Below are 17,830 nucleotides of genomic sequence, written 5' to 3' on the forward strand. Positions count from 1 at the left end.
TGTGAAACAGAACTCCCTGAATGGATGGTTCAAGAGCGGCGCCCCCGGCGTCTGGATCAGCGGTGGCGCGGTGTCCATCGCGGTCATCATGACCATTGGCCTGCTGGCGGTGATCGCCGTGCGCGGCCTGGGTCACTTCTGGCCGGCGGATCTGATCCACGCCAACTACGACGTGCCGGGCCAGGCTAATCACCTGGTCATTGGCGAAGTGGTACAGAAGGAAGAAGTGCCCCGCGCACGTCTGAAGTCCGCTGGTTTGCCGGTGCCGGATCAAGGCCCGGAATTCATGACCCGCGAGCTGATCAAGGTCGGCAACCGCGACCTGAACGGCAACGACTTCACCTGGACCGTCGGCGAGTGGCTGACCAACCAGACGACGCCGCCGGAGCTGATGGCCATCGAGCGTCGTGAGTGGGGCAACTTCTACGGCTACCTGGTCAACGTCAAACAGGATGGCAAGGTCATCGCTGAAGGCGAAGCCGCATGGCCTGAGTTGCAGGCCCGTGTCGATCGCGTCAACAAGCTGGCTGCGCAGCTCAAGAGCCTGGAAAAAACCGACATCGGCGCGATCAACGCCGGTCTCGAGCGCATCCGCTTGCACGGTCGCAAGCTGGAGCTGGAAGGCAAACTCGACCCTGCCGCGCAAGCGGACATGGAATCCGAGCGCGCTGAGCTGAACGCTCGCTATCAAGAGATCGAAGCACGTCTGGCCGATCTGCACGCGCAGTTCAACCGCGACAGCCTGACGGCCCGCGATGCCAACGGCAAGGAAGTGGAAATCGGCATCGGCAAAGTGGTTCACGCCTATCAGCCGAACGCGATGAGCACCCTGACCAAGATCGGCTTCTACTTCAGCAAGGTCTGGGAATTCCTGAGCGACGACCCGCGTGAAGCGAACACCGAAGGCGGGATTTTCCCGGCGATCTTCGGCACCGTGATGATGACTTTGATCATGGCGATGATCGTCACCCCGTTCGGCGTGCTGGCGGCGGTGTACCTGCGTGAATACGCCAAGCAGAACACCCTGACCCGCGTGATCCGCATCGCGGTGAACAACCTGGCGGGCGTTCCGGCCATCGTGTACGGCGTGTTCGGTCTGGGCTTCTTCGTCTACGTGCTGGGTGGCTCGGTCGACCGGTTGTTCTTCCCGGAAGCCTTGCCGGCACCGACCTTCGGTACGCCGGGCCTGCTCTGGGCTTCGCTGACCCTGGCCCTGCTGGCGGTGCCGGTGGTGATCGTGGCCACTGAAGAAGGCCTGGCGCGGATTCCTCGCACCGTTCGCGAAGGCTCGTTGGCCCTCGGCGCGACCAAGGCTGAAACCTTGTGGAAGATCGTGCTGCCGATGGCCAGCCCGGCGATGATGACCGGCATGATCCTCGCCGTGGCACGCGCCGCCGGTGAGGTGGCGCCGCTGATGCTGGTGGGTGTGGTGAAACTGGCGCCGTCGCTGCCGGTGGACGGCAACTACCCGTACCTGCACCTGGACCAGAAGATCATGCACTTGGGCTTCCATATCTATGACGTCGGCTTCCAGAGCCCGAACGTCGAGGCCGCGCGGCCGCTGGTATACGCCACGGCGCTGCTGCTGGTACTGGTGATCGCGACATTGAACCTGTCGGCCGTGTGGATCCGTAACCACCTGCGCGAAAAATACAAAGCGCTGGATAGCTGATAAATAAGCCACAAGCGGCAAGTTCCAAGCGGCAAGCTTTAGGCCGCAAGCCGCTTTTGCTCAAACTTGCAGCTTGCAGCTAGAAGCCTGCAGCTACGAACGGAGTGAGACCCCATGCAGCACGAAGCACATACTCACGGCATCAACATGTCGGCCCTGGGTCGCGACAAGCAGAGCCTGAATCTCGAGCAGGAAACCGTGGCCATCGAGGTGCCGAGCCTGAGCCTGTTCTACGGTGAGAAACAAGCGCTGTACGACGTCAGCATGAACATCCCGAAACAGCGCGTGACCGCCTTCATCGGCCCGTCCGGCTGCGGCAAGTCCACATTGCTGCGTACGTTTAACCGCATGAACGATCTGGTGGACGGCTGCCGCGTCGAAGGCGCGATCAACCTGTACGGCAACAACATCTATCGCAAGGGCGAAGACGTGGCCGAGCTGCGTCGTCGCGTCGGCATGGTGTTCCAGAAGCCCAACCCGTTCCCGAAAACCATCTATGAAAACGTGGTTTACGGCCTGCGGATCCAGGGCATCAACAAGAAGCGCATCCTCGACGAAGCGGTCGAGTGGGCGTTGAAAGGCGCGGCCCTGTGGGATGAAGTCAAAGACCGTCTGCATGAATCGGCACTGGGCCTGTCCGGTGGTCAGCAGCAACGTCTGGTGATCGCCCGCACCATCGCCGTGGAACCGGAAGTGCTGCTGCTCGATGAACCGTGCTCGGCACTCGACCCGATCTCGACGCTGAAAGTCGAAGAGCTGATCTACGAACTGAAATCCAAATTCACCATCGTCATCGTGACCCACAACATGCAACAGGCCGCTCGGGTATCCGACTACACGGCGTTCATGTACATGGGCAAACTGGTGGAATTCGGCGACACCGACACCCTGTTCACCAATCCGGCGAAGAAGCAGACCGAAGACTACATCACCGGTCGTTACGGCTAGCCCCTACAGCCGCAAGCGTCAAGCTGCAAGCGGCAAGAGAAGCGGTGCGATATCAGGACTTATACATAACTGCTTGAAGCTTGCAGCTTGAAGCTTGCAACTTTCGCGGAGCGAAACAGATGATTAGCAAAGAAGGCCTTACCCACCACATCTCCCAGCAGTTCAACGCCGAACTGGAGGAAGTGCGCAGCCACCTCCTGGCCATGGGCGGTCTGGTGGAAAAACAGGTCAACGACGCGGTCACCGCGCTGATCGAGGCCGATTCCGGCCTGGCCCAGCAGGTTCGCGAAATCGACGACCAGATCAATCAGATGGAACGCAACATCGACGAAGAATGCCTGCGCATTCTGGCCCGTCGTCAGCCGGCGGCGTCTGACCTGCGTCTGATCATCAGCATCTCCAAGTCGGTGATCGACCTGGAGCGCATCGGTGATGAAGCGACCAAGATCGCCCGTCGTGCCATCCAGTTGTGCGAAGAAGGCGAAGCGCCACGCGGCTACGTCGAAGTGCGCCACATCGGCGACCAGGTCCGTAACATGGTTCGTGACGCGTTGGACGCCTTTGCCCGTTTCGACGCCGATCTGGCGTTGTCAGTGGCGCAGTACGACAAAATCATCGACCGTGAATACAAGACCGCTCTGCGTGAGCTGGCGACCTACATGATGGAAGACCCGCGGTCTATCTCGCGCGTCTTGAGCATTATCTGGGTGCTGCGCTCGCTGGAGCGCATCGGCGACCACGCGCGCAATATTTCCGAGTTGGTGATTTACCTGGTGCGCGGCACTGACGTACGTCACCTTGGCCTCAAGCGCATGAAAGAAGAAGTTGAAGGAACCGCCGGCGAAACCGCTAATGTTCCGGGCAAACCTGACGATAAGTAAGATTGCCCAAGTAAAGCGCCCGGCCTGTTGGCCGGGCGTTTTTGTTTGCGGCTCTCGAATTCGAAAAGCAGCACCCGCGAACGAAAAGTCCCGGCGTGACTGAAGGTTTTGGCAATGTGCCATCAGCAAAGCGGTATGCTTGCCGGGGTTTTTTAAGGGGTTATGGATGAGTAAGGTCAGTGTGTTGGTCGTGGACGATGCCTCGTTTATTCGTGACCTGGTGAAGAAATGCCTGCGTAACTATTTCCCGGGCATGCGGATCGAAGACGCAATCAATGGCAAAAAGGCCCAGGCATTGCTGGCCCGGGAAGCGTTCGACCTGGTGCTGTGCGACTGGGAAATGCCGGAAATGTCCGGCCTGGAACTGCTGACTTGGTGTCGCGCGCAGGACAGCCTCAAAACCATGCCGTTTGTGATGGTGACCAGCCGTGGCGACAAGGAGAACGTCGTCCAGGCAATCCAGGCCGGGGTTTCTGGCTATGTCAGCAAGCCGTTCACCAACGAGCAATTGATCAATAAGGTCAGGCAGGCACTGCACAAGGTCGGCAAGCTCGACGCGTTGGTGAACGTTGCATCGACCAAAACGACTTCGGCGTTCGGCAACGACTCCCTGAATGCATTGACTGGCGGCAAGGCCACCGTGGTCGCGCCATCGCCTTCTGCCCCGACTCCTGCTGCCGCGCCATCCCGTGGTTTGCTCAACAGTCCGCCGGTCAAGGCGCCCGCTCCGGCTGCCTCTGGGGCGGGTGGGCGTGGTCAGGGGCAATTGCGCCTGCCCAACGGTATCCAGCAATGCGTGATCAAGGCGCTGAGCCTCAAGGAAGCGCTGCTGGTGGTGAAGCGCTCCGAAACACTGCCACAAGTATTGGACAGTGCCGTGCTCGACCTGGAGCAGGGCGACAACGCCGAGACGGCTCGTCTGAATGGCTATTTGCACGCCGTCGTCGCCCATGAGCCCAAGCCGGACAGCGACTGGTTGCAATTGACCTTCCGTTTCGTCGATCAGGACTCGCAGAAGCTCGATTACATTTCCCGCCTGATCGCCCGTGGCACCGCACAGAAGCACTTCGTTCCGGGCGCGTAAGTCAGGCGTCGCCTGTCAGCCAGCCATCGCGGGCGAGCCCGCTCCCACAGGTACAGTGCAGAACCTGTGGGGGCGAACTTGCCCGCGATGACGCTAGAGCAATCACCACACATCTGCTAAACCATCCACTTTGAAACATCTGCCGACAACACAGGTCAATTCCGACTGCTAGGCTCATTCCAGGCCTCACACGACAGAATCCTGCCCATGCTCGCGCGCCTGCTGTTTTTATGTGGTCTGTTCATGGCCGCCACCCCGGCGATGGCCGTGACTATCTACAAGTCCACCGACGCCAATGGCGTGGTCTCCTACAGTGACCGCCCCACGAAAGGCTCCAAGGTGTTCACCTTCCGCGATCGCATGGAAGAGCACCTTGAGCGTCAGGTGTACCTGGTGATCATGAAGAAGGAAGGCGTGGACAGCGTATACGTGCGAAACGACCTCTATGCGCCGGTGGAAATCGAATTGAGTTTCGATGGCTTGAAGAACGTCAGTGGCGCGCCGAGCCGGCCGATTCGTCGGGTGATGCCGTCACGCAGCAGCATTCGCCTGGCGATGCTCACGGCCACAGAGGCCACAAGGCCGATCGCCTATATCCCCAGGTTCGAATACTCCCTGGGCGACCCCGCAGGTGCCTCCATGGCCTATCGATACCCGTTGCCCTGGCGTGGCGGGCCGTTTCGGGTGAGTCAGGGTGCCGAGGGCCAATACAGCCACTTTGGGCCGAAGAACCGTTACGCCATCGACATCGCCATGCCCGAAGGCACACCGATCATTGCCGCACGTGGCGGAGTCGTGGTGAAGATCGAAAACGGACAGACCGGACGCGGCACCAATCCATCGGGCAATTTCGTGCGGGTGTTGCACGATGACGGGACCATGGGCGTGTACCTGCACCTGAAAAAAGGCTCGGTCAGCGTTCGGGAGGGGCAAAGGGTCATGGTGGGCACCGCGCTCGCGCTGTCGGGCAATACCGGCAACAGCAGCGGGCCGCACCTGCATTTCGTGGTGCAGCGCAATACCGGGATGGGCCTGGTGTCAATTCCGTATCAGTTCAACCAACCGGTGAGCTCATTGCCCAACTTTGCGTTGGGCAAGCAATAACGAGGGCTTGCGAAAACTAATTGTGGCGAGGAAGCAAGCTCCCTCGCCACAAGCGACGGGTGCTGCACTCAGTCCAGCATCAAGACCTTGGCCAGAATGATCTTCGGCCCTTTCATCTTCTTGATGATGATGCGCAGGCCTTCGACTTCCAGCACTTCTTCCTCTTCCGGTACGCGTTTCAGGGTTTCGTAGACCAGCCCTGCGAGGGTTTCGGCTTCAACGTGGTCCAGGTCGATGCCCAGCAGCCGTTCGACCTTGAACAGTGGCGTATCGCCCCGTACCAGCAGTTTGCCCGGCTGGTAGGCGAGGATCCCGCGTTCGGCCTTGCGGTGTTCGTCCTGAATGTCGCCCACCAGCACTTCCAGCACGTCTTCCATGGTCAGGTAGCCGATGATGTTGCCGTCGGCCTCTTCAACCACGGCGAAGTGCGAGCCGCCCTTGCGGAACTGTTCGAGCAGTTGCGACAGCGGCATGTGCCTGGACACGCGCTCCAGCGGACGGGTCAGTTCGGCCAGGTTGAACGACTCGGGAATATGATCCAGTGCCGCCAGTTCAAGCAGCAGGTCCTTGATGTGCAGCAAGCCGACGAACTCCTGGCGCTCGCTGTCGTACACCGGATAACGGCTGAACTTGTGACGACGGAACATCGCCAGGATTTCCTTGAGGGGGGCGTTGAACTCCAGTGTCACCAGGTCTTCGCGGGAGTTGGCCCAGTCGACCACCTCCAGTTCGCCCATTTCCACCGCCGAAGCCAATACGCGCATGCCTTGGTCGCTCGGGTCCTGGCCACGGCTGGAGTGCAGGATCAGTTTCAGTTCTTCGCGGCTGTAGTGATGCTCGTGATGCGGGCCGGGCTCGCCCTGGCCAGCGATGCGCAGGATCGCGTTGGCGCTGGCGTTGAGCAAGTAGATCGCCGGGTACATGGCCCAGTAGAACAGGTACAGCGGCACGGCGGTCCACAGCGACAGCAGCTCGGGCTTGCGGATGGCCCAGGATTTCGGGGCCAGTTCGCCGACCACGATGTGCAGGTACGAGATGACAAAAAACGCAGCGAAGAACGAAACGCCTTTGATCACTTCGGCCGACTGCACGCCGACGGCGTCGAGCAGCGGTTCGAGGATGTGCGCGAACGCCGGTTCGCCGACCCAGCCGAGGCCCAGGGAGGCGAGGGTGATGCCCAATTGGCACGCCGACAGGTAGGCATCGAGCTGGCTGTGCACGGTCCGCAGGATCTGCCCGCGCCAGCCGTGTTGTTCAGCGATGGCTTCGACCCGGGTCGAGCGCAATTTGACCATGGCAAATTCCGCCGCAACGAAAAAACCGTTGAGCAACACCAGGATCAGAGCAAAAAGAATCATGCCGAAGTCGGCGAATAGTGTGGCGAGGGTCAAACCAGGGGAAGGGTCCATGATGGAGTTTTGCGGGTTCCGTGTATTCGAAAGGAAAGAAAAAGTGGGCCTGAAAGGCAGGCACAAGTCAGCCAATGTAGCGGCTGACTCAGCGATTGCCTAGTACTGCCATCAGTCCGTTGGACTAATGACTCTGGATTTGCTGACCTGGGCGGGGGCGAAATGGCAGGTAAAAGTGCTCCCGTGCCCCGGCACGCTGCTGATTTCCATTCGTGCGCGGTGCCGCAGCAGCACGTGTTTGACGATCGCCAGCCCCAACCCGGTGCCGCCGGTATTGGAGTTGCGACTGGAGTCAACGCGATAGAAGCGTTCGGTCAGGCGCGGCAAGTGTTTGCTGTCGATGCCGATCCCGGAGTCCTGCACGCTCAAGTGTGCGCCTTGTTCATCGCCCCACCAGCGTATGCGGATGTTGCCTTCGGCCTGGGTGTACTTGACCGCGTTGAACACCAGGTTGGAAAAAGCGCTGCGCAGTTCGGCTTCGCTGCCCTTGAGCAGAATCGTCGGGTCGGCTTCCAGGGTGATGTGCTGGTTTTTCTGGCCGGAGAGCTGCTGAGCGTCACTCTTGATCGACTGCAACAGGCCATCGATGGCCACTGGCTGGTTATCCGATGGGTAATCGGTCGCTTCGAGCTTGGCCAGCAGCAGCAAGTCATTGAGCAGCGTCTGCATGCGCCCGCCTTGTTGCTGCATTTGCTGCAAGGCGCGACTCCAGCGCGGGTTCACGTCCTCGACGTTGTCGAGCAGGGTTTCCAGGTAGCCGCATATCACCGTCAGGGGTGTGCGTAATTCATGGGAAACGTTGGCGATGAAGTCTTTGCGCATCTGTTCGAGCTGATGGATGCGTGTGACGTCGCGTACCAGCATCAGGTGCTCGTTGTTGCCGTAGCGGGTGATGTACAGCTGAATACGCATCCGGTCGTTGGTCGGCGAAGGGATTTCCAGCGGCTCGGCGTAGCTGTCCTGCTCGAAGTATTCCTTGAAGCGCGGGTGGCGCACCAGGTTGGTCACCGGCTGACCGCTGTCCTGTGGCGTCTTGAGGCCCAGCAAGGTTTCGGCGGCGCGGTTCCACCATTCCAGGTTGCCGTCGCTGTCGAGCATGACCACCGCATCTTTCAATGCGGCGGTGGATTCCTGAACCCGGTCGATCACCGCTTGCAACCGCCCGCGCACTCGCTGATCGCGACGCTGCAGGTGATAGATGCTGTCAAACACTTCGCCCCACAGGCCATAGCCATCGGGCGGGGCTTCATCGGGTTGGTGCAGGCGCAGCCACTCGTGCAGGCGCAGCAGTTGCTTGAGGGTCCAGGCCAGGTAAAGGCCCAGGCCCGCGGCGAGGCTCCAGCCGTAGTAGCCGCTGATCAAACCGATCACCAGGCAGGCGGTGACCAGTAGCAGCATGTGGCGAATCAGGGTTCCATGCCAGTTTTGGTTCAAGGGGGCGTCCTAGCGCAGCTTCAAGTTTCTAGCCGCAAGCTGCAAGTTATAGCGGGCTGTGCTTCTGCTTGCCGCTTAAAGCTTGGCGCTTGCAACTGCTTTTATGCCTTTGTAGAGAACCGGTAGCCGGTTCCGCGCACGGTTTGTACCAGGTTTTCGTAGGCGTCGCCGAGGGCTTTGCGCAGGCGGCGGATGTGCACATCGACGGTGCGCTCTTCGACATAGACATTGCCGCCCCAGACCTGATCCAGCAACTGGCCGCGCGTGTAGGCGCGTTCCTGGTGGGTCATGAAGAATTGCAGCAGGCGGTATTCGGTCGGCCCCATTTCGGCCGGTTTGCCGTCGATGGTCACGCGGTGGCCGATCGGGTCCAACAGCAGGCCACCGACTTCAATCGGCGCTTCGCCATCGGTAGGACCGGCGCGGCGCAGCACGGCTTTGAGGCGCGCGACCAACTCACGGGGGGAAAAAGGTTTGGTGATGTAATCGTCGGCACCGACTTCCAGGCCCTGGATCTTGTTGTCCTCTTCGCCCTTGGCGGTGAGCATGATGATCGGGATATCACCGGTCAGTTCATCGCGCTTGAGGCGGCGGGCCAATTCGATGCCGGAGGTGCCGGGCAGCATCCAGTCGAGCAGGATCAAGTCCGGTTTGCGGTCGACGATAATGGCGTGGGCCTGCTGGGAGTTCTCGGCCTCCAGGCAGTCATAGCCGGCCATTTCCAACGCAACGGCGATCATTTCGCGAATAGGCGCTTCGTCGTCGACGATCAGAATGCTCCTGCCAACCATGCCTTAATCCTCTTGTCATTTAACTGTCTTGCGCCGCATTAGATAACGGAATTATTGCAGTCGTGTGACAGTATTTTAGTCGCCCGGCGATCGTCGTGAACCTGAACTAAGCTCTAAGTCCGAATCCTGACAACCGCAAAAGGAAGGTTTCCATGAATTACATCGCTCAATCCTGGAAGGCGTTACTGGTAACGGCCGTGCTAACGCTGCCGACCCTGGCGCTCGCCGCTGAACCGGTGATGATGAAAGACGGCATGATGGTCGACCATAAAGGCATGACCGTGTACACGTTCGACAAGGACTCAGGCGGCAAGTCGATGTGTAATGGTGACTGCGCGAAGAACTGGCCACCCATGATGGCTCCGGCCGGCGCCAAGGCCGAAGGCAAATTTACGCCCATCAAGCGCGATGACGGCATGATGCAGTGGGCGTATGACGGTAAGCCGCTGTACACCTTTGTGAAGGACGAAAAACCTGGAGAAATGAAGGGTGACGGCATGAAAGACGTCTGGCACGTCGTTCACCAGTCGCAGAAGTAACCAACGTGATCCGCCCCCGCATGAATGCTCTGCGGGGGCGATATCAATCCTGTCTCAGCGCAACCCGTAATCCAGCACGATCCCGACGAAAATCGCCAGCCCGGCCCAGTGATTGTGCAAAAACGCCTTGAAACAGCGCATCCGGTCCTTGTCGCGGGTGTACCAGAACTCCCAGGCGAAGCAGGCTGCCGCCACCGCCAACCCGAGGTGGAACCAGCCACCGAGCTCGAATTTCGAACCCGCCAGCAACAGACAACCCAGCGCCAATCCTTGCAGGGTCAGGATGATCACCCGGTCCGCTTCGCCAAACAGTATCGCCGTGGACTTCACGCCGATCTTCAGATCGTCGTCGCGGTCGGTCATTGCGTAATAGGTGTCGTAGCCCACTGTCCACATCAGGTTGGCGATGTATAGCAGCCACGCCGCTGCCGGCAAATCACCGGTTTCGGCTGTGAATGCCATCGGCATGCCCCAGGAAAACGCCGCGCCCAACACCACCTGCGGGTAATAGGTGTAGCGCTTCATGAACGGGTAAGTGAAGGCCAGCGCCAGGCCGCCAAGTGACAGCCAGATCGTGGTCGCATTGGTGCACAGCACCAGCAGGAAACTCACCCCCATCAGCAGCGCAAAGAACACCAACGCTTCCTTGGAGCTGATCTTGCCGCTCGCCAGTGGGCGCTGTGCGGTGCGTTTCACATGGCCATCGACCTTGCGGTCGGCCCAATCGTTGATCACGCAGCCACCGGCGCGAGTCAGCACCACGCCAAGGACAAAAATCACGATGTTGGCCAGCGACGGCGAGCCCTTGCCGGCAATCCACAGCGCCCACAACGTTGGCCACAGCAACAGATAGATGCCGATTGGCTTGTCCATGCGCGTCAGCTGAATGAAATCCCAGGCCCGTGGGTTCAAGCGGTTCAGGGACTTGAGCAGGCTCTGGTACATCAGCAATTCTCCGGATGGGCGCGGGCGGCGTTCCACAGGGTCGGCAGGAAAATCTCGGCCACCAGCACGCTCAAGGTGCCACGGTCGAACCGTGAGCGGCGGCCCCATAGCTCAGGCGACTGGACCTCGTTCGGCAGCCACGCTTGAGGATAGTGGCAAACCTCGATGGCCCGGCGCTGGAAGGCGTGATCGCAAAACAGCAATTCGCCCAGGGAGCGGCTGCCCAATTCGTCCATGTGCAAGCCGTCGCCCTGCAATGCACTGCGCGAGGCCACGCTGCGGGCAAACACCCACGCCTCGCCGTGACCGCGCAGGTACACCTCGCGAACCCAGCCCTCACTGCCGTCGGCCAGATCCAGCGCGGCGCATTCGTCGGCGCGCAGGGTCTGCCAGCCTTCGAACAGCGGCGTAACGCTGAAGCCGTCATTCGACAAGCGGGTCAGGCGGCGGGTCAGCGAACCTTCGTCGAATAGCCAGTCGAGGGTAGACGTATCGGGGAGGGGCGTCAGTTGGCTTTGAGGAAGCCAGAGCGGGGCCGGGCAAGCGGATTTTGAGTGCGGCACAGTGAGTCATTATTGGCAGCAAAGGAGGCGGCGAGCTTAACATGTCAGCTCATGAATTTGAGTGATCTGGCCGCCCGTTGCGCCGAACAGGCTTGCATCTGCGCGGCCCCATCAGTACAAAACGCCCTGAGCCGGACGGCAGCGCTGCAACCATCGACCGTTCGCGCCGGTAAAAGCCTGAATCCTGAGGAAGTACCTGAATGAAAAAGTGGCAATGTGTGGTCTGCGGCCTGATCTACAACGAAGCCGACGGCTGGCCGGATGACGGCATCGCGCCGGGCACCTTGTGGCAGGACGTACCCGAAGACTGGCTGTGCCCGGATTGCGGCGTCGGCAAAATGGATTTCGAAATGATCGAAATCAACTAAAACACCTGGAAGGAGTAAGGAATGAACGCACCTGTCGTGATCGTCGGCACCGGACTGGCGGGCTACAACCTGGCCCGCGAGTTTCGCAAACTCGATGGCGAAACCCCGCTGCTGCTGATTACCGCCGATGACGGGCGCTCCTACTCCAAGCCGATGCTCTCCACCGGTTTCGGCAAAAACAAAGACGCCGATGGCCTGAGCATGGCAGAACCCGGCACCATGGCCGAGCAGTTGAAAGCCGAAGTGCGCACCCACACGCGCATCAGTGGTATCGACCCGGGCCACAAGCGCCTGTGGATCGGCGAAGAAGCGGTGTACTACCGTGACCTGATCCTGGCCTGGGGCGCAGAAACCGTGCGCGTGCCCATCGAAGGTGATGCGGCGGACTGCGTATTCCCGATCAACGACCTCGAAGACTACGCACGCTTTCGCGCCGCAGCGGCCGGCAAGCGTCGGGTGTTGTTGCTCGGCGCCGGCCTGATCGGCTGCGAGTTCGCCAACGACCTCAGTCTGGGCGGCTACGAGGTGCAACTGGTGGCGCCGTGCGAACAAGTCATGCCGACCCTGCTGCACCCGGCGGCGGCTGCGGCGGTGCAGGCCGGGCTGGAAAGCCTCGGCGCACGCTTCCACCTCGGGCCGGTGCTCAATCGCCTGCAGCGCGTCGCTGATGGGCTGGAGGCGCACCTGTCCGATGGTCAGGTGATCCCGTGCGACGTGGTCGTGTCGGCCATTGGCCTGCGTCCGCGCATCGACCTGGCCGCCGCTGCCGGCGTGCAAGTCAATCGCGGCATCGTGGTCAACCGCCACCTGCAAACTTCCCACGCCAACATCTACGCCCTGGGCGACTGTGCCGAGGTCGATGGGCTGAACCTGTTGTACGTAATGCCCCTGATGAGCTGTGCGAGAGCGCTGGCCCAGACCCTCGCCGGCAACCCGACGACGGTCACTTATGGCCCGATGCCCATCACCGTCAAAACCCCGGTGTGCCCATTGGTGGTGTCCCCGCCGCCACGCGGCACGGAGGGCGTTTGGACCGTCGAAGGGCAGGGCGCCGACATCAAGGTGTTATGCCGCGATGCCGGCGGCAAACTGCTCGGTTATGCCCTGACAGGCGCGGCGGTGACGGAAAAAATGGCCCTGAACAAAGAACTTCCGGCGCTGCTGGCGTAAATACCGGTCGTTCTGTCGGAATCACCCCCCTTTTGCCCATACATTGGCCGCGCCGACACTGGCGCGGCTCCTCGCTGCGTGCCATCCTCACTCCCGTCTGCCGCAGAGTAGAGCACCTGCGGCGCTTTGGGCGCTGCTCCGCAGAGAGCAGCACGGACATAACAACAAAAAACCGTCAAAGGGGCTTCACTAATATGCGTAAACCAGAACTCGCCGCAGCAATTGCTGAAAAAGCAGACCTCACCAAAGAGCAGGCCAACCGCGTTCTCAACGCCGTTCTCGAAGAAATCACCGGCGCCCTGCACCGCAAAGACAGCGTCACGCTGGTAGGTTTCGGCACCTTCCTGCAACGCCACCGCGGCGCCCGCACCGGCAAAAACCCGCAAACCGGTGAGCCCGTCAAAATCAAGGCCAGCAACACCGTTGCGTTCAAGCCAGGCAAATCGTTGAAAGACAGCGTCAATCCGTAATCCGTCGCCATACCCTGCGTAGCAGGGGAGCCGAACAAAGAATGGGCACGCCAACCAGGTTGGGTGCCCATTTTTTTGGTTTTCGCGCCATCCCGGAAATTGATAACACATCACCTGTAGGGGCGAGCTTGCTCGCGATGGTCGTTAACGATAACGCGTGTGGACTGGATAAACGCGGCGCACGTGAGGTCATCGCCGGCAAGCCGGCTCCTACAGAATGTGTTTCGTTTGGTGTGGGAATGACGTGGCGAGTGGTCTGGCAGAAGGCTTTAATAATTGTGACTTGGTAGTCATCGTGCCGCTAATGGTTATGATCTCCTCCTAATGAAACTGGATACTGGCGTTATGGCTTGAAGCCGTTAAACTGCCCCGGCCGTTCATTTTCTTTTTGAGGCTTGCGCATGAAATTTCGTTTTCTGCTGTGGATGCTGGGTTTGTTGATGGGCAAGGCCAGTCGGACCAATCCTGCGTTTCAGCAGCAGTTGGGCGACAAGGAGTTGGTGTTTCAGCTGCAGACCCTGGACGGGAAAGTGGCGCGGCATTTCCGGGTGAAGGATCAGCGCATTACCAGCAAGGCCGGTGTGTATGCCGAGCCTGCGTTTGCCATTGCCTTTAAAGACGCGGCGTATGGCTTTGCCACGATGCAGGCGAAGAACAAGCAGTTGGCGTTCATGACGGGTATTCAGGACAAGTCGATTCAGATCAAGGGCAACCCGGCGCTGGTGATCTGGTTCCAGGGGTTGACCAAGTATTTGAAGCCGAAGAAGGCCAAGGCTACTGCCAAGGTTTGAGTGGGTCAGTCAGACCGAGTTGAATCCATCGCGGGCAAGCCCGCTCCCACAGGGATCACCTAAATCCTGTGGGGGCGTGGCTTGCCCGCGATGCTTTCAGCCCTGAGTGAATTGCGAAGCAAGTTCGCGCAGCAATACTTCGGCTTCAAGGACTTTGCTGACCACGTCGTCGGCCTTGTCGCGAGTCAGGCCCAGGCGTTCGAGCAGGGCATCGGGGATGTCTTCGTCGGGGCCGGAACCAATGCCGCGGCTACGCAGCAAGCGCACGCTCAGGCACACCAGGTTCGGGTACTCGGCGTAGTCGCCGTCGTAATGGGGGTCGTGCTGGAAGCGCAGCGCGGTGGCCAGTTCATCGGGCATGTCCCAGTAACGCATCAGCCATGCGCCGATCTGTTCGCGGCTGATGCCCAGCAAGTGTTGCTCGATGTAGCTGTGGCACAGATGCGGGTTGACCTCCAGGTGGCGACAGATCAGCGAGAAGTGCGGCGGGAACACGTGGGCCAGCAGCAGGTAGCCGAAGTTGTGCAGTAGGCCGGCCAGATAGGTCAGGCCGGCTTCCGGACGCTGGGCGCGCGGCATGGCGCGGGTCAGGCCTTCGATGACGGCGGCGGTGTAGATCGATTGCTGCCAGTAAGGCGTGCTGTGTTGCGGGTGGTCCTTGGGCAGGCTCAGGGTTTTGCCCAGGGCCAGGCCCAGCGCCAGGTTGATCACTAGGTCGAAACCCAGCACGCGCACGATGGCGTCTTCCACCGAACGGATCTTGCCGGGCGAAGCGTAGTACGGCGACGCCGCCCAGCTCACCACTTGCGCCGCCAGCGCCGGGTCAGTCTCGACCACGCCGGTGATGTCGTCGATGGTAGCGTTGGGGTCGACGCGCAGTTTGATGATCTTTTGCGCGGTCTCGGCCAGCGGCGGAATTTCGATGGTCGCTTCCAGGCGTTGCTGGATGCGCCGCGCGGTGAACGCTTGGACGGCCTGGGTGATTTCCTCGCGGTCGTCGTCGGGGCGGTCGAGGTTCGGGCGGATGCTGGTCAGCGCTTCGCCGAAGTTAGCGGCGCTGGCTTTATTCAGCATGGATTTGAAGGCATCGCTGGTGATTTCCAGCAGTACGCCAGGCTCACCGGAGTTGACCAGCACGATCGGCTCATGCAGCAGGCTTTCGTCGTACAGGCACGGTGAGCTGGTCAGTGCCGGCAGGCCGGGCAACAGGCTCAGGTTATGTTTGCCGAGCATCTTTTCCAGGCGCTCGGTCGGCACCGCAGTGAGGCGGCGGCCGGTGAGTTCGGTGAGGCGATTGAGGTCCAGCAATTGGCTTTGCGGGAACAACACCATCAGCGCACCGACGGCGTCATCAAGCAGCGCAGCTTGAACTTTGCGCGCGGGGTTCAGACCGTGGTGGTCGAGGACTTCCTTGTAGGCAATGCCCATTTTGCCCAGCAACAGCCGAATGACCGACGGCGCGTGCGGGGTAGCGGGTGCGAGGGCAACTTCGGTCATGGTCTGTATCCGTTTTAAAACAATTGGCAGGAGTATAACCAGCTTGCTTGAACCCATCGCTCAGAAACTGAGACGGTGCTCACACTTGGCCGTATTGCTGCCCATGACGCAACCAACGATCAAGTAATGGGCTGACGTGATCGGGCCAGCGTTCGAGCAAGGCCTGAGCGGCATCGCGCACCGCCGGCAGCAGGTCGGCATCGCGCATCAGGTCGGCGACTTTGAATTGAAGCAGGCCGGTCTGCCGCGTGCCGAGCATTTCACCGGGGCCGCGCAGTTCGAGGTCTTTTTCGGCGATGACGAATCCGTCATTGGTTTCGCGCATGATGCCCAGTCGCTGGCGTCCGACCTGCGACAGCGGTGGATGGTAGAGCAATACGCAATGGCTGACGGCGCTGCCCCGCCCGACGCGACCGCGCAACTGGTGCAGTTGCGCCAGGCCAAGACGTTCCGGATTTTCGATGATCATCAGGCTGGCGTTGGGCACGTCAACGCCCACTTCGATCACGGTAGTGGCGACCAGCAGTTGCAGGTTACCGGCCTTGAACTCGGCCATCACGGCTGCTTTTTCGGCAGGCTTCATGCGCCCGTGAATCAGCCCGACTTTCAGCTCGCCGAGCGCGGCGGTGAGGTCTTCATAAGTGGTTTCGGCGGCCTGGCAGGTCAGCTCTTCCGACTCTTCGATCAGCGTGCACACCCAATAGGCCTGTCGACCTTCGGCACAGGCGCCGCGCACCCGTTCGATGACTTCGACGCGCCGGGTGTCGGTGATCAGCACCGTGTTCACCGGGGTTCGGCCGGGCGGCAATTCGTCGAGGATCGAGGTGTCGAGGTCGGCGTAGGCACTCATGGCCAGCGTGCGCGGGATAGGTGTCGCAGTCATGATCAGCTGATGCGGACACATGCGCCCGCCGACACCTTTCTGGCGTAACGCCAGGCGCTGTTGCACACCAAAGCGGTGTTGCTCGTCGATGATCACCAGTGCCAGGTTCTTGAACTGCACCTCGTCCTGAAACAGCGCATGGGTGCCGACCACCATCGGCGTGCCATTGGCGATTTGCTCCAGCGCGGCCACGCGGTTTTTGCCCTTGAGCTTGCCGGCCAGCCACGCGACTTCGATGCCCAAGGGTTCTAGCCAGCGCTTGAAGGTAATGAAGTGCTGCTCGGCGAGAATTTCGGTGGGCGCCATCAGAGCGACCTGATAACCAGCCTCCAATGCTTGCAATGCAGCCAGCGCCGCGACCACGGTCTTGCCCGCGCCGACGTCACCTTGAATCAAGCGCAGCATCGGCTCGTGTTGACTGAGATCGTAGGCGATTTCGTTGCCCACCCGGCGCTGTGCACCCGTGGGGCTGAAGCCGAGGTTGGCCAGGTATTGGGCCGGTAGCTTCGTGGCTTTGGGCATGGCCGGTGCGCGCAGCGAACGCATGCTCTCGCGCAGGCGTTGCTGGGACAGTTGATGGGTCAGCAGTTCTTCGAAGGCCAGGCGGTGCTGGGCCCAGTGGTGGCCGAGGGCGAGTTCGTCGACATCGGCATCGGCCGGCGGATGATGCAGGTAGCGGATCGCATCGGCCAGCGGTGCCAATTGATAGTCGCGGGCGAGTTCGGTCGGCAGCCAGTCGGGCAGGCTGGTGGGGCCGAGTAACGTCAGAGTCTGCATGCACAGTTGGCGCAAGCGCTGTTGCGTCAGGCCTTCGGTGAGCGGGTACACCGGCGTCAGGGTTTCGTCCACCGGCGGCGGCTCGTCGCCGGAAATGGCGCGGTATTCCGGGTGGTAGATTTCCAGACCCGACGCACCGGGTCGCGCTTCGCCGTAGCAGCGAATTCGCGTGCCGCGCTTGAGGCCTTCTTTCTGGGCGTTGCTGAAATGGTAGAAGCGCAGACTGAGTCCGCCGGTGCCGTCCTGCAGGCGCACCACCAGGCTGCGGCGTCGGCCCATGACCACGTCGGCGCCGCTGACCGTGCCTTCGATCACAGCGTCCTGCCCCGGGCGCAACGCACCAATCGGGACTACGCGCGTGCGATCCTGGTACCGCAATGGCAGGTGAAACAGGACGTCCTGGAGATTTTCCAGGCCGACCTTGGCCAGTTTCTCGGCCATGGCTTCGCCGACACCCTTGAGTGCCGTCACCGACACTTGCGACAACTCGGTCATGACGCTTGC

At 60.8% G+C, this 17,830-nt stretch carries 17 protein-coding genes; 10 read left to right on the plus strand and 7 right to left on the minus strand.

Features of this window, described 5'->3' with window-relative positions:
• Nucleotide 1 precedes the first annotated feature (1 nt).
• The 5 genes from pstA (at nucleotide 2) to BLV61_RS15935 (ending at nucleotide 5,689) form a co-directional block, all read left to right on the plus strand.
• A complete protein-coding gene (pstA, locus tag BLV61_RS15915) occupies nucleotides 2-1,672 on the plus strand; it encodes a phosphate ABC transporter permease PstA (protein ID WP_047535198.1) in 1,671 nt (556 codons plus the stop codon).
• A gap of 114 nt (nucleotides 1,673-1,786) precedes the next feature.
• Entirely contained in the window at nucleotides 1,787-2,620 is an 834-nt protein-coding gene (gene pstB / locus BLV61_RS15920; RefSeq protein ID WP_047535196.1) for a phosphate ABC transporter ATP-binding protein PstB, read from the plus strand.
• Between the two features lie 119 nt (nucleotides 2,621-2,739).
• Nucleotides 2,740-3,501 (plus strand): phosphate signaling complex protein PhoU, encoded by a 762-nt coding sequence (gene phoU / locus BLV61_RS15925; RefSeq protein WP_047535192.1) that lies wholly within the window; start codon nucleotides 2,740-2,742, stop codon nucleotides 3,499-3,501.
• Nucleotides 3,502-3,667: 166 nt separating this feature from the next.
• Nucleotides 3,668-4,585 (plus strand): response regulator, encoded by a 918-nt coding sequence (locus BLV61_RS15930; protein ID WP_047535189.1) that lies wholly within the window; start codon nucleotides 3,668-3,670, stop codon nucleotides 4,583-4,585.
• Between the two features lie 207 nt (nucleotides 4,586-4,792).
• Entirely contained in the window at nucleotides 4,793-5,689 is an 897-nt protein-coding gene (locus BLV61_RS15935) for a peptidoglycan DD-metalloendopeptidase family protein (RefSeq protein WP_047535186.1), read from the plus strand.
• A gap of 68 nt (nucleotides 5,690-5,757) precedes the next feature.
• Here the strand turns inward: BLV61_RS15935 and BLV61_RS15940 are convergent, their stop codons facing one another.
• The 3 genes from BLV61_RS15940 to phoB all read right to left on the minus strand — a co-directional run bounded on the left by BLV61_RS15940 (nucleotide 5,758) and on the right by phoB (nucleotide 9,323).
• Nucleotides 5,758-7,098, minus strand: coding sequence for a hemolysin family protein (locus tag BLV61_RS15940; protein WP_047535182.1), 1,341 nt, complete (start codon nucleotides 7,096-7,098; stop codon nucleotides 5,758-5,760).
• 111 nt (nucleotides 7,099-7,209) lie between these two features.
• Nucleotides 7,210-8,496, minus strand: coding sequence for a phosphate regulon sensor histidine kinase PhoR (gene phoR, locus BLV61_RS15945; RefSeq protein ID WP_244159981.1), 1,287 nt, complete (start codon nucleotides 8,494-8,496; stop codon nucleotides 7,210-7,212).
• A gap of 137 nt (nucleotides 8,497-8,633) precedes the next feature.
• A complete protein-coding gene (phoB, locus tag BLV61_RS15950; protein ID WP_034149326.1) occupies nucleotides 8,634-9,323 on the minus strand; it encodes a phosphate regulon transcriptional regulator PhoB in 690 nt (229 codons plus the stop codon).
• A gap of 152 nt (nucleotides 9,324-9,475) precedes the next feature.
• Here phoB and BLV61_RS15955 point away from each other — a divergent pair, with 152 nt between their 5' ends.
• Entirely contained in the window at nucleotides 9,476-9,862 is a 387-nt protein-coding gene (locus BLV61_RS15955) for a COG4315 family predicted lipoprotein (RefSeq protein ID WP_047535175.1), read from the plus strand.
• Nucleotides 9,863-9,916: 54 nt separating this feature from the next.
• Here BLV61_RS15955 and ubiA read toward each other — a convergent pair whose 3' ends face one another.
• Both ubiA and BLV61_RS15965 read right to left on the minus strand, forming a co-directional pair.
• Complete coding sequence (ubiA, locus tag BLV61_RS15960) at nucleotides 9,917-10,807, minus strand: 4-hydroxybenzoate octaprenyltransferase (RefSeq protein ID WP_047535172.1); 891 nt, start codon at nucleotides 10,805-10,807, stop codon at nucleotides 9,917-9,919.
• Entirely contained in the window at nucleotides 10,807-11,370 is a 564-nt protein-coding gene (locus BLV61_RS15965; RefSeq protein WP_090466342.1) for a chorismate--pyruvate lyase family protein, read from the minus strand. The genes ubiA and BLV61_RS15965 overlap by 1 nt, the downstream gene beginning before the upstream one ends.
• Before the next feature lie 200 nt (nucleotides 11,371-11,570).
• Between BLV61_RS15965 and BLV61_RS15970 the strand changes: the two genes are divergently transcribed.
• The 4 genes from BLV61_RS15970 to BLV61_RS15990 all read left to right on the plus strand — a co-directional run bounded on the left by BLV61_RS15970 (nucleotide 11,571) and on the right by BLV61_RS15990 (nucleotide 14,169).
• Entirely contained in the window at nucleotides 11,571-11,738 is a 168-nt protein-coding gene (locus BLV61_RS15970; RefSeq protein WP_007954349.1) for a rubredoxin, read from the plus strand.
• A gap of 21 nt (nucleotides 11,739-11,759) precedes the next feature.
• Nucleotides 11,760-12,908 carry an NAD(P)/FAD-dependent oxidoreductase gene (locus BLV61_RS15975; protein WP_090466344.1) on the plus strand — a complete coding sequence of 383 codons (1,149 nt, stop codon included), beginning with the start codon at nucleotides 11,760-11,762 and terminating at the stop codon, nucleotides 12,906-12,908.
• Between the two features lie 194 nt (nucleotides 12,909-13,102).
• Nucleotides 13,103-13,378, plus strand: a complete 276-nt coding sequence (locus BLV61_RS15980) for an HU family DNA-binding protein (RefSeq protein ID WP_003213368.1) — start codon at nucleotides 13,103-13,105, stop codon at nucleotides 13,376-13,378.
• Nucleotides 13,379-13,779: 401 nt separating this feature from the next.
• Nucleotides 13,780-14,169 carry a helicase gene (locus tag BLV61_RS15990; RefSeq protein WP_090466346.1) on the plus strand — a complete coding sequence of 130 codons (390 nt, stop codon included), beginning with the start codon at nucleotides 13,780-13,782 and terminating at the stop codon, nucleotides 14,167-14,169.
• A 96-nt stretch (nucleotides 14,170-14,265) separates the two neighbouring features.
• On the opposite strand, the gene BLV61_RS15995 is transcribed toward BLV61_RS15990, so the two are convergent.
• Both BLV61_RS15995 and recG read right to left on the minus strand, forming a co-directional pair.
• Nucleotides 14,266-15,666, minus strand: coding sequence for an aminoacyl-tRNA deacylase and HDOD domain-containing protein (locus BLV61_RS15995; RefSeq protein WP_090466349.1), 1,401 nt, complete (start codon nucleotides 15,664-15,666; stop codon nucleotides 14,266-14,268).
• Nucleotides 15,667-15,745: 79 nt separating this feature from the next.
• Nucleotides 15,746-17,821, minus strand: coding sequence for an ATP-dependent DNA helicase RecG (gene recG / locus BLV61_RS16000; RefSeq protein ID WP_090466352.1), 2,076 nt, complete (start codon nucleotides 17,819-17,821; stop codon nucleotides 15,746-15,748).
• Between the last annotated feature and the right edge of the window lie 9 nt (nucleotides 17,822-17,830).

Source organism: Pseudomonas mohnii (assembly GCF_900105115.1).
In the GTDB taxonomy this organism is placed as follows: Bacteria; Pseudomonadota; Gammaproteobacteria; order Pseudomonadales; family Pseudomonadaceae; genus Aquipseudomonas; species Aquipseudomonas mohnii.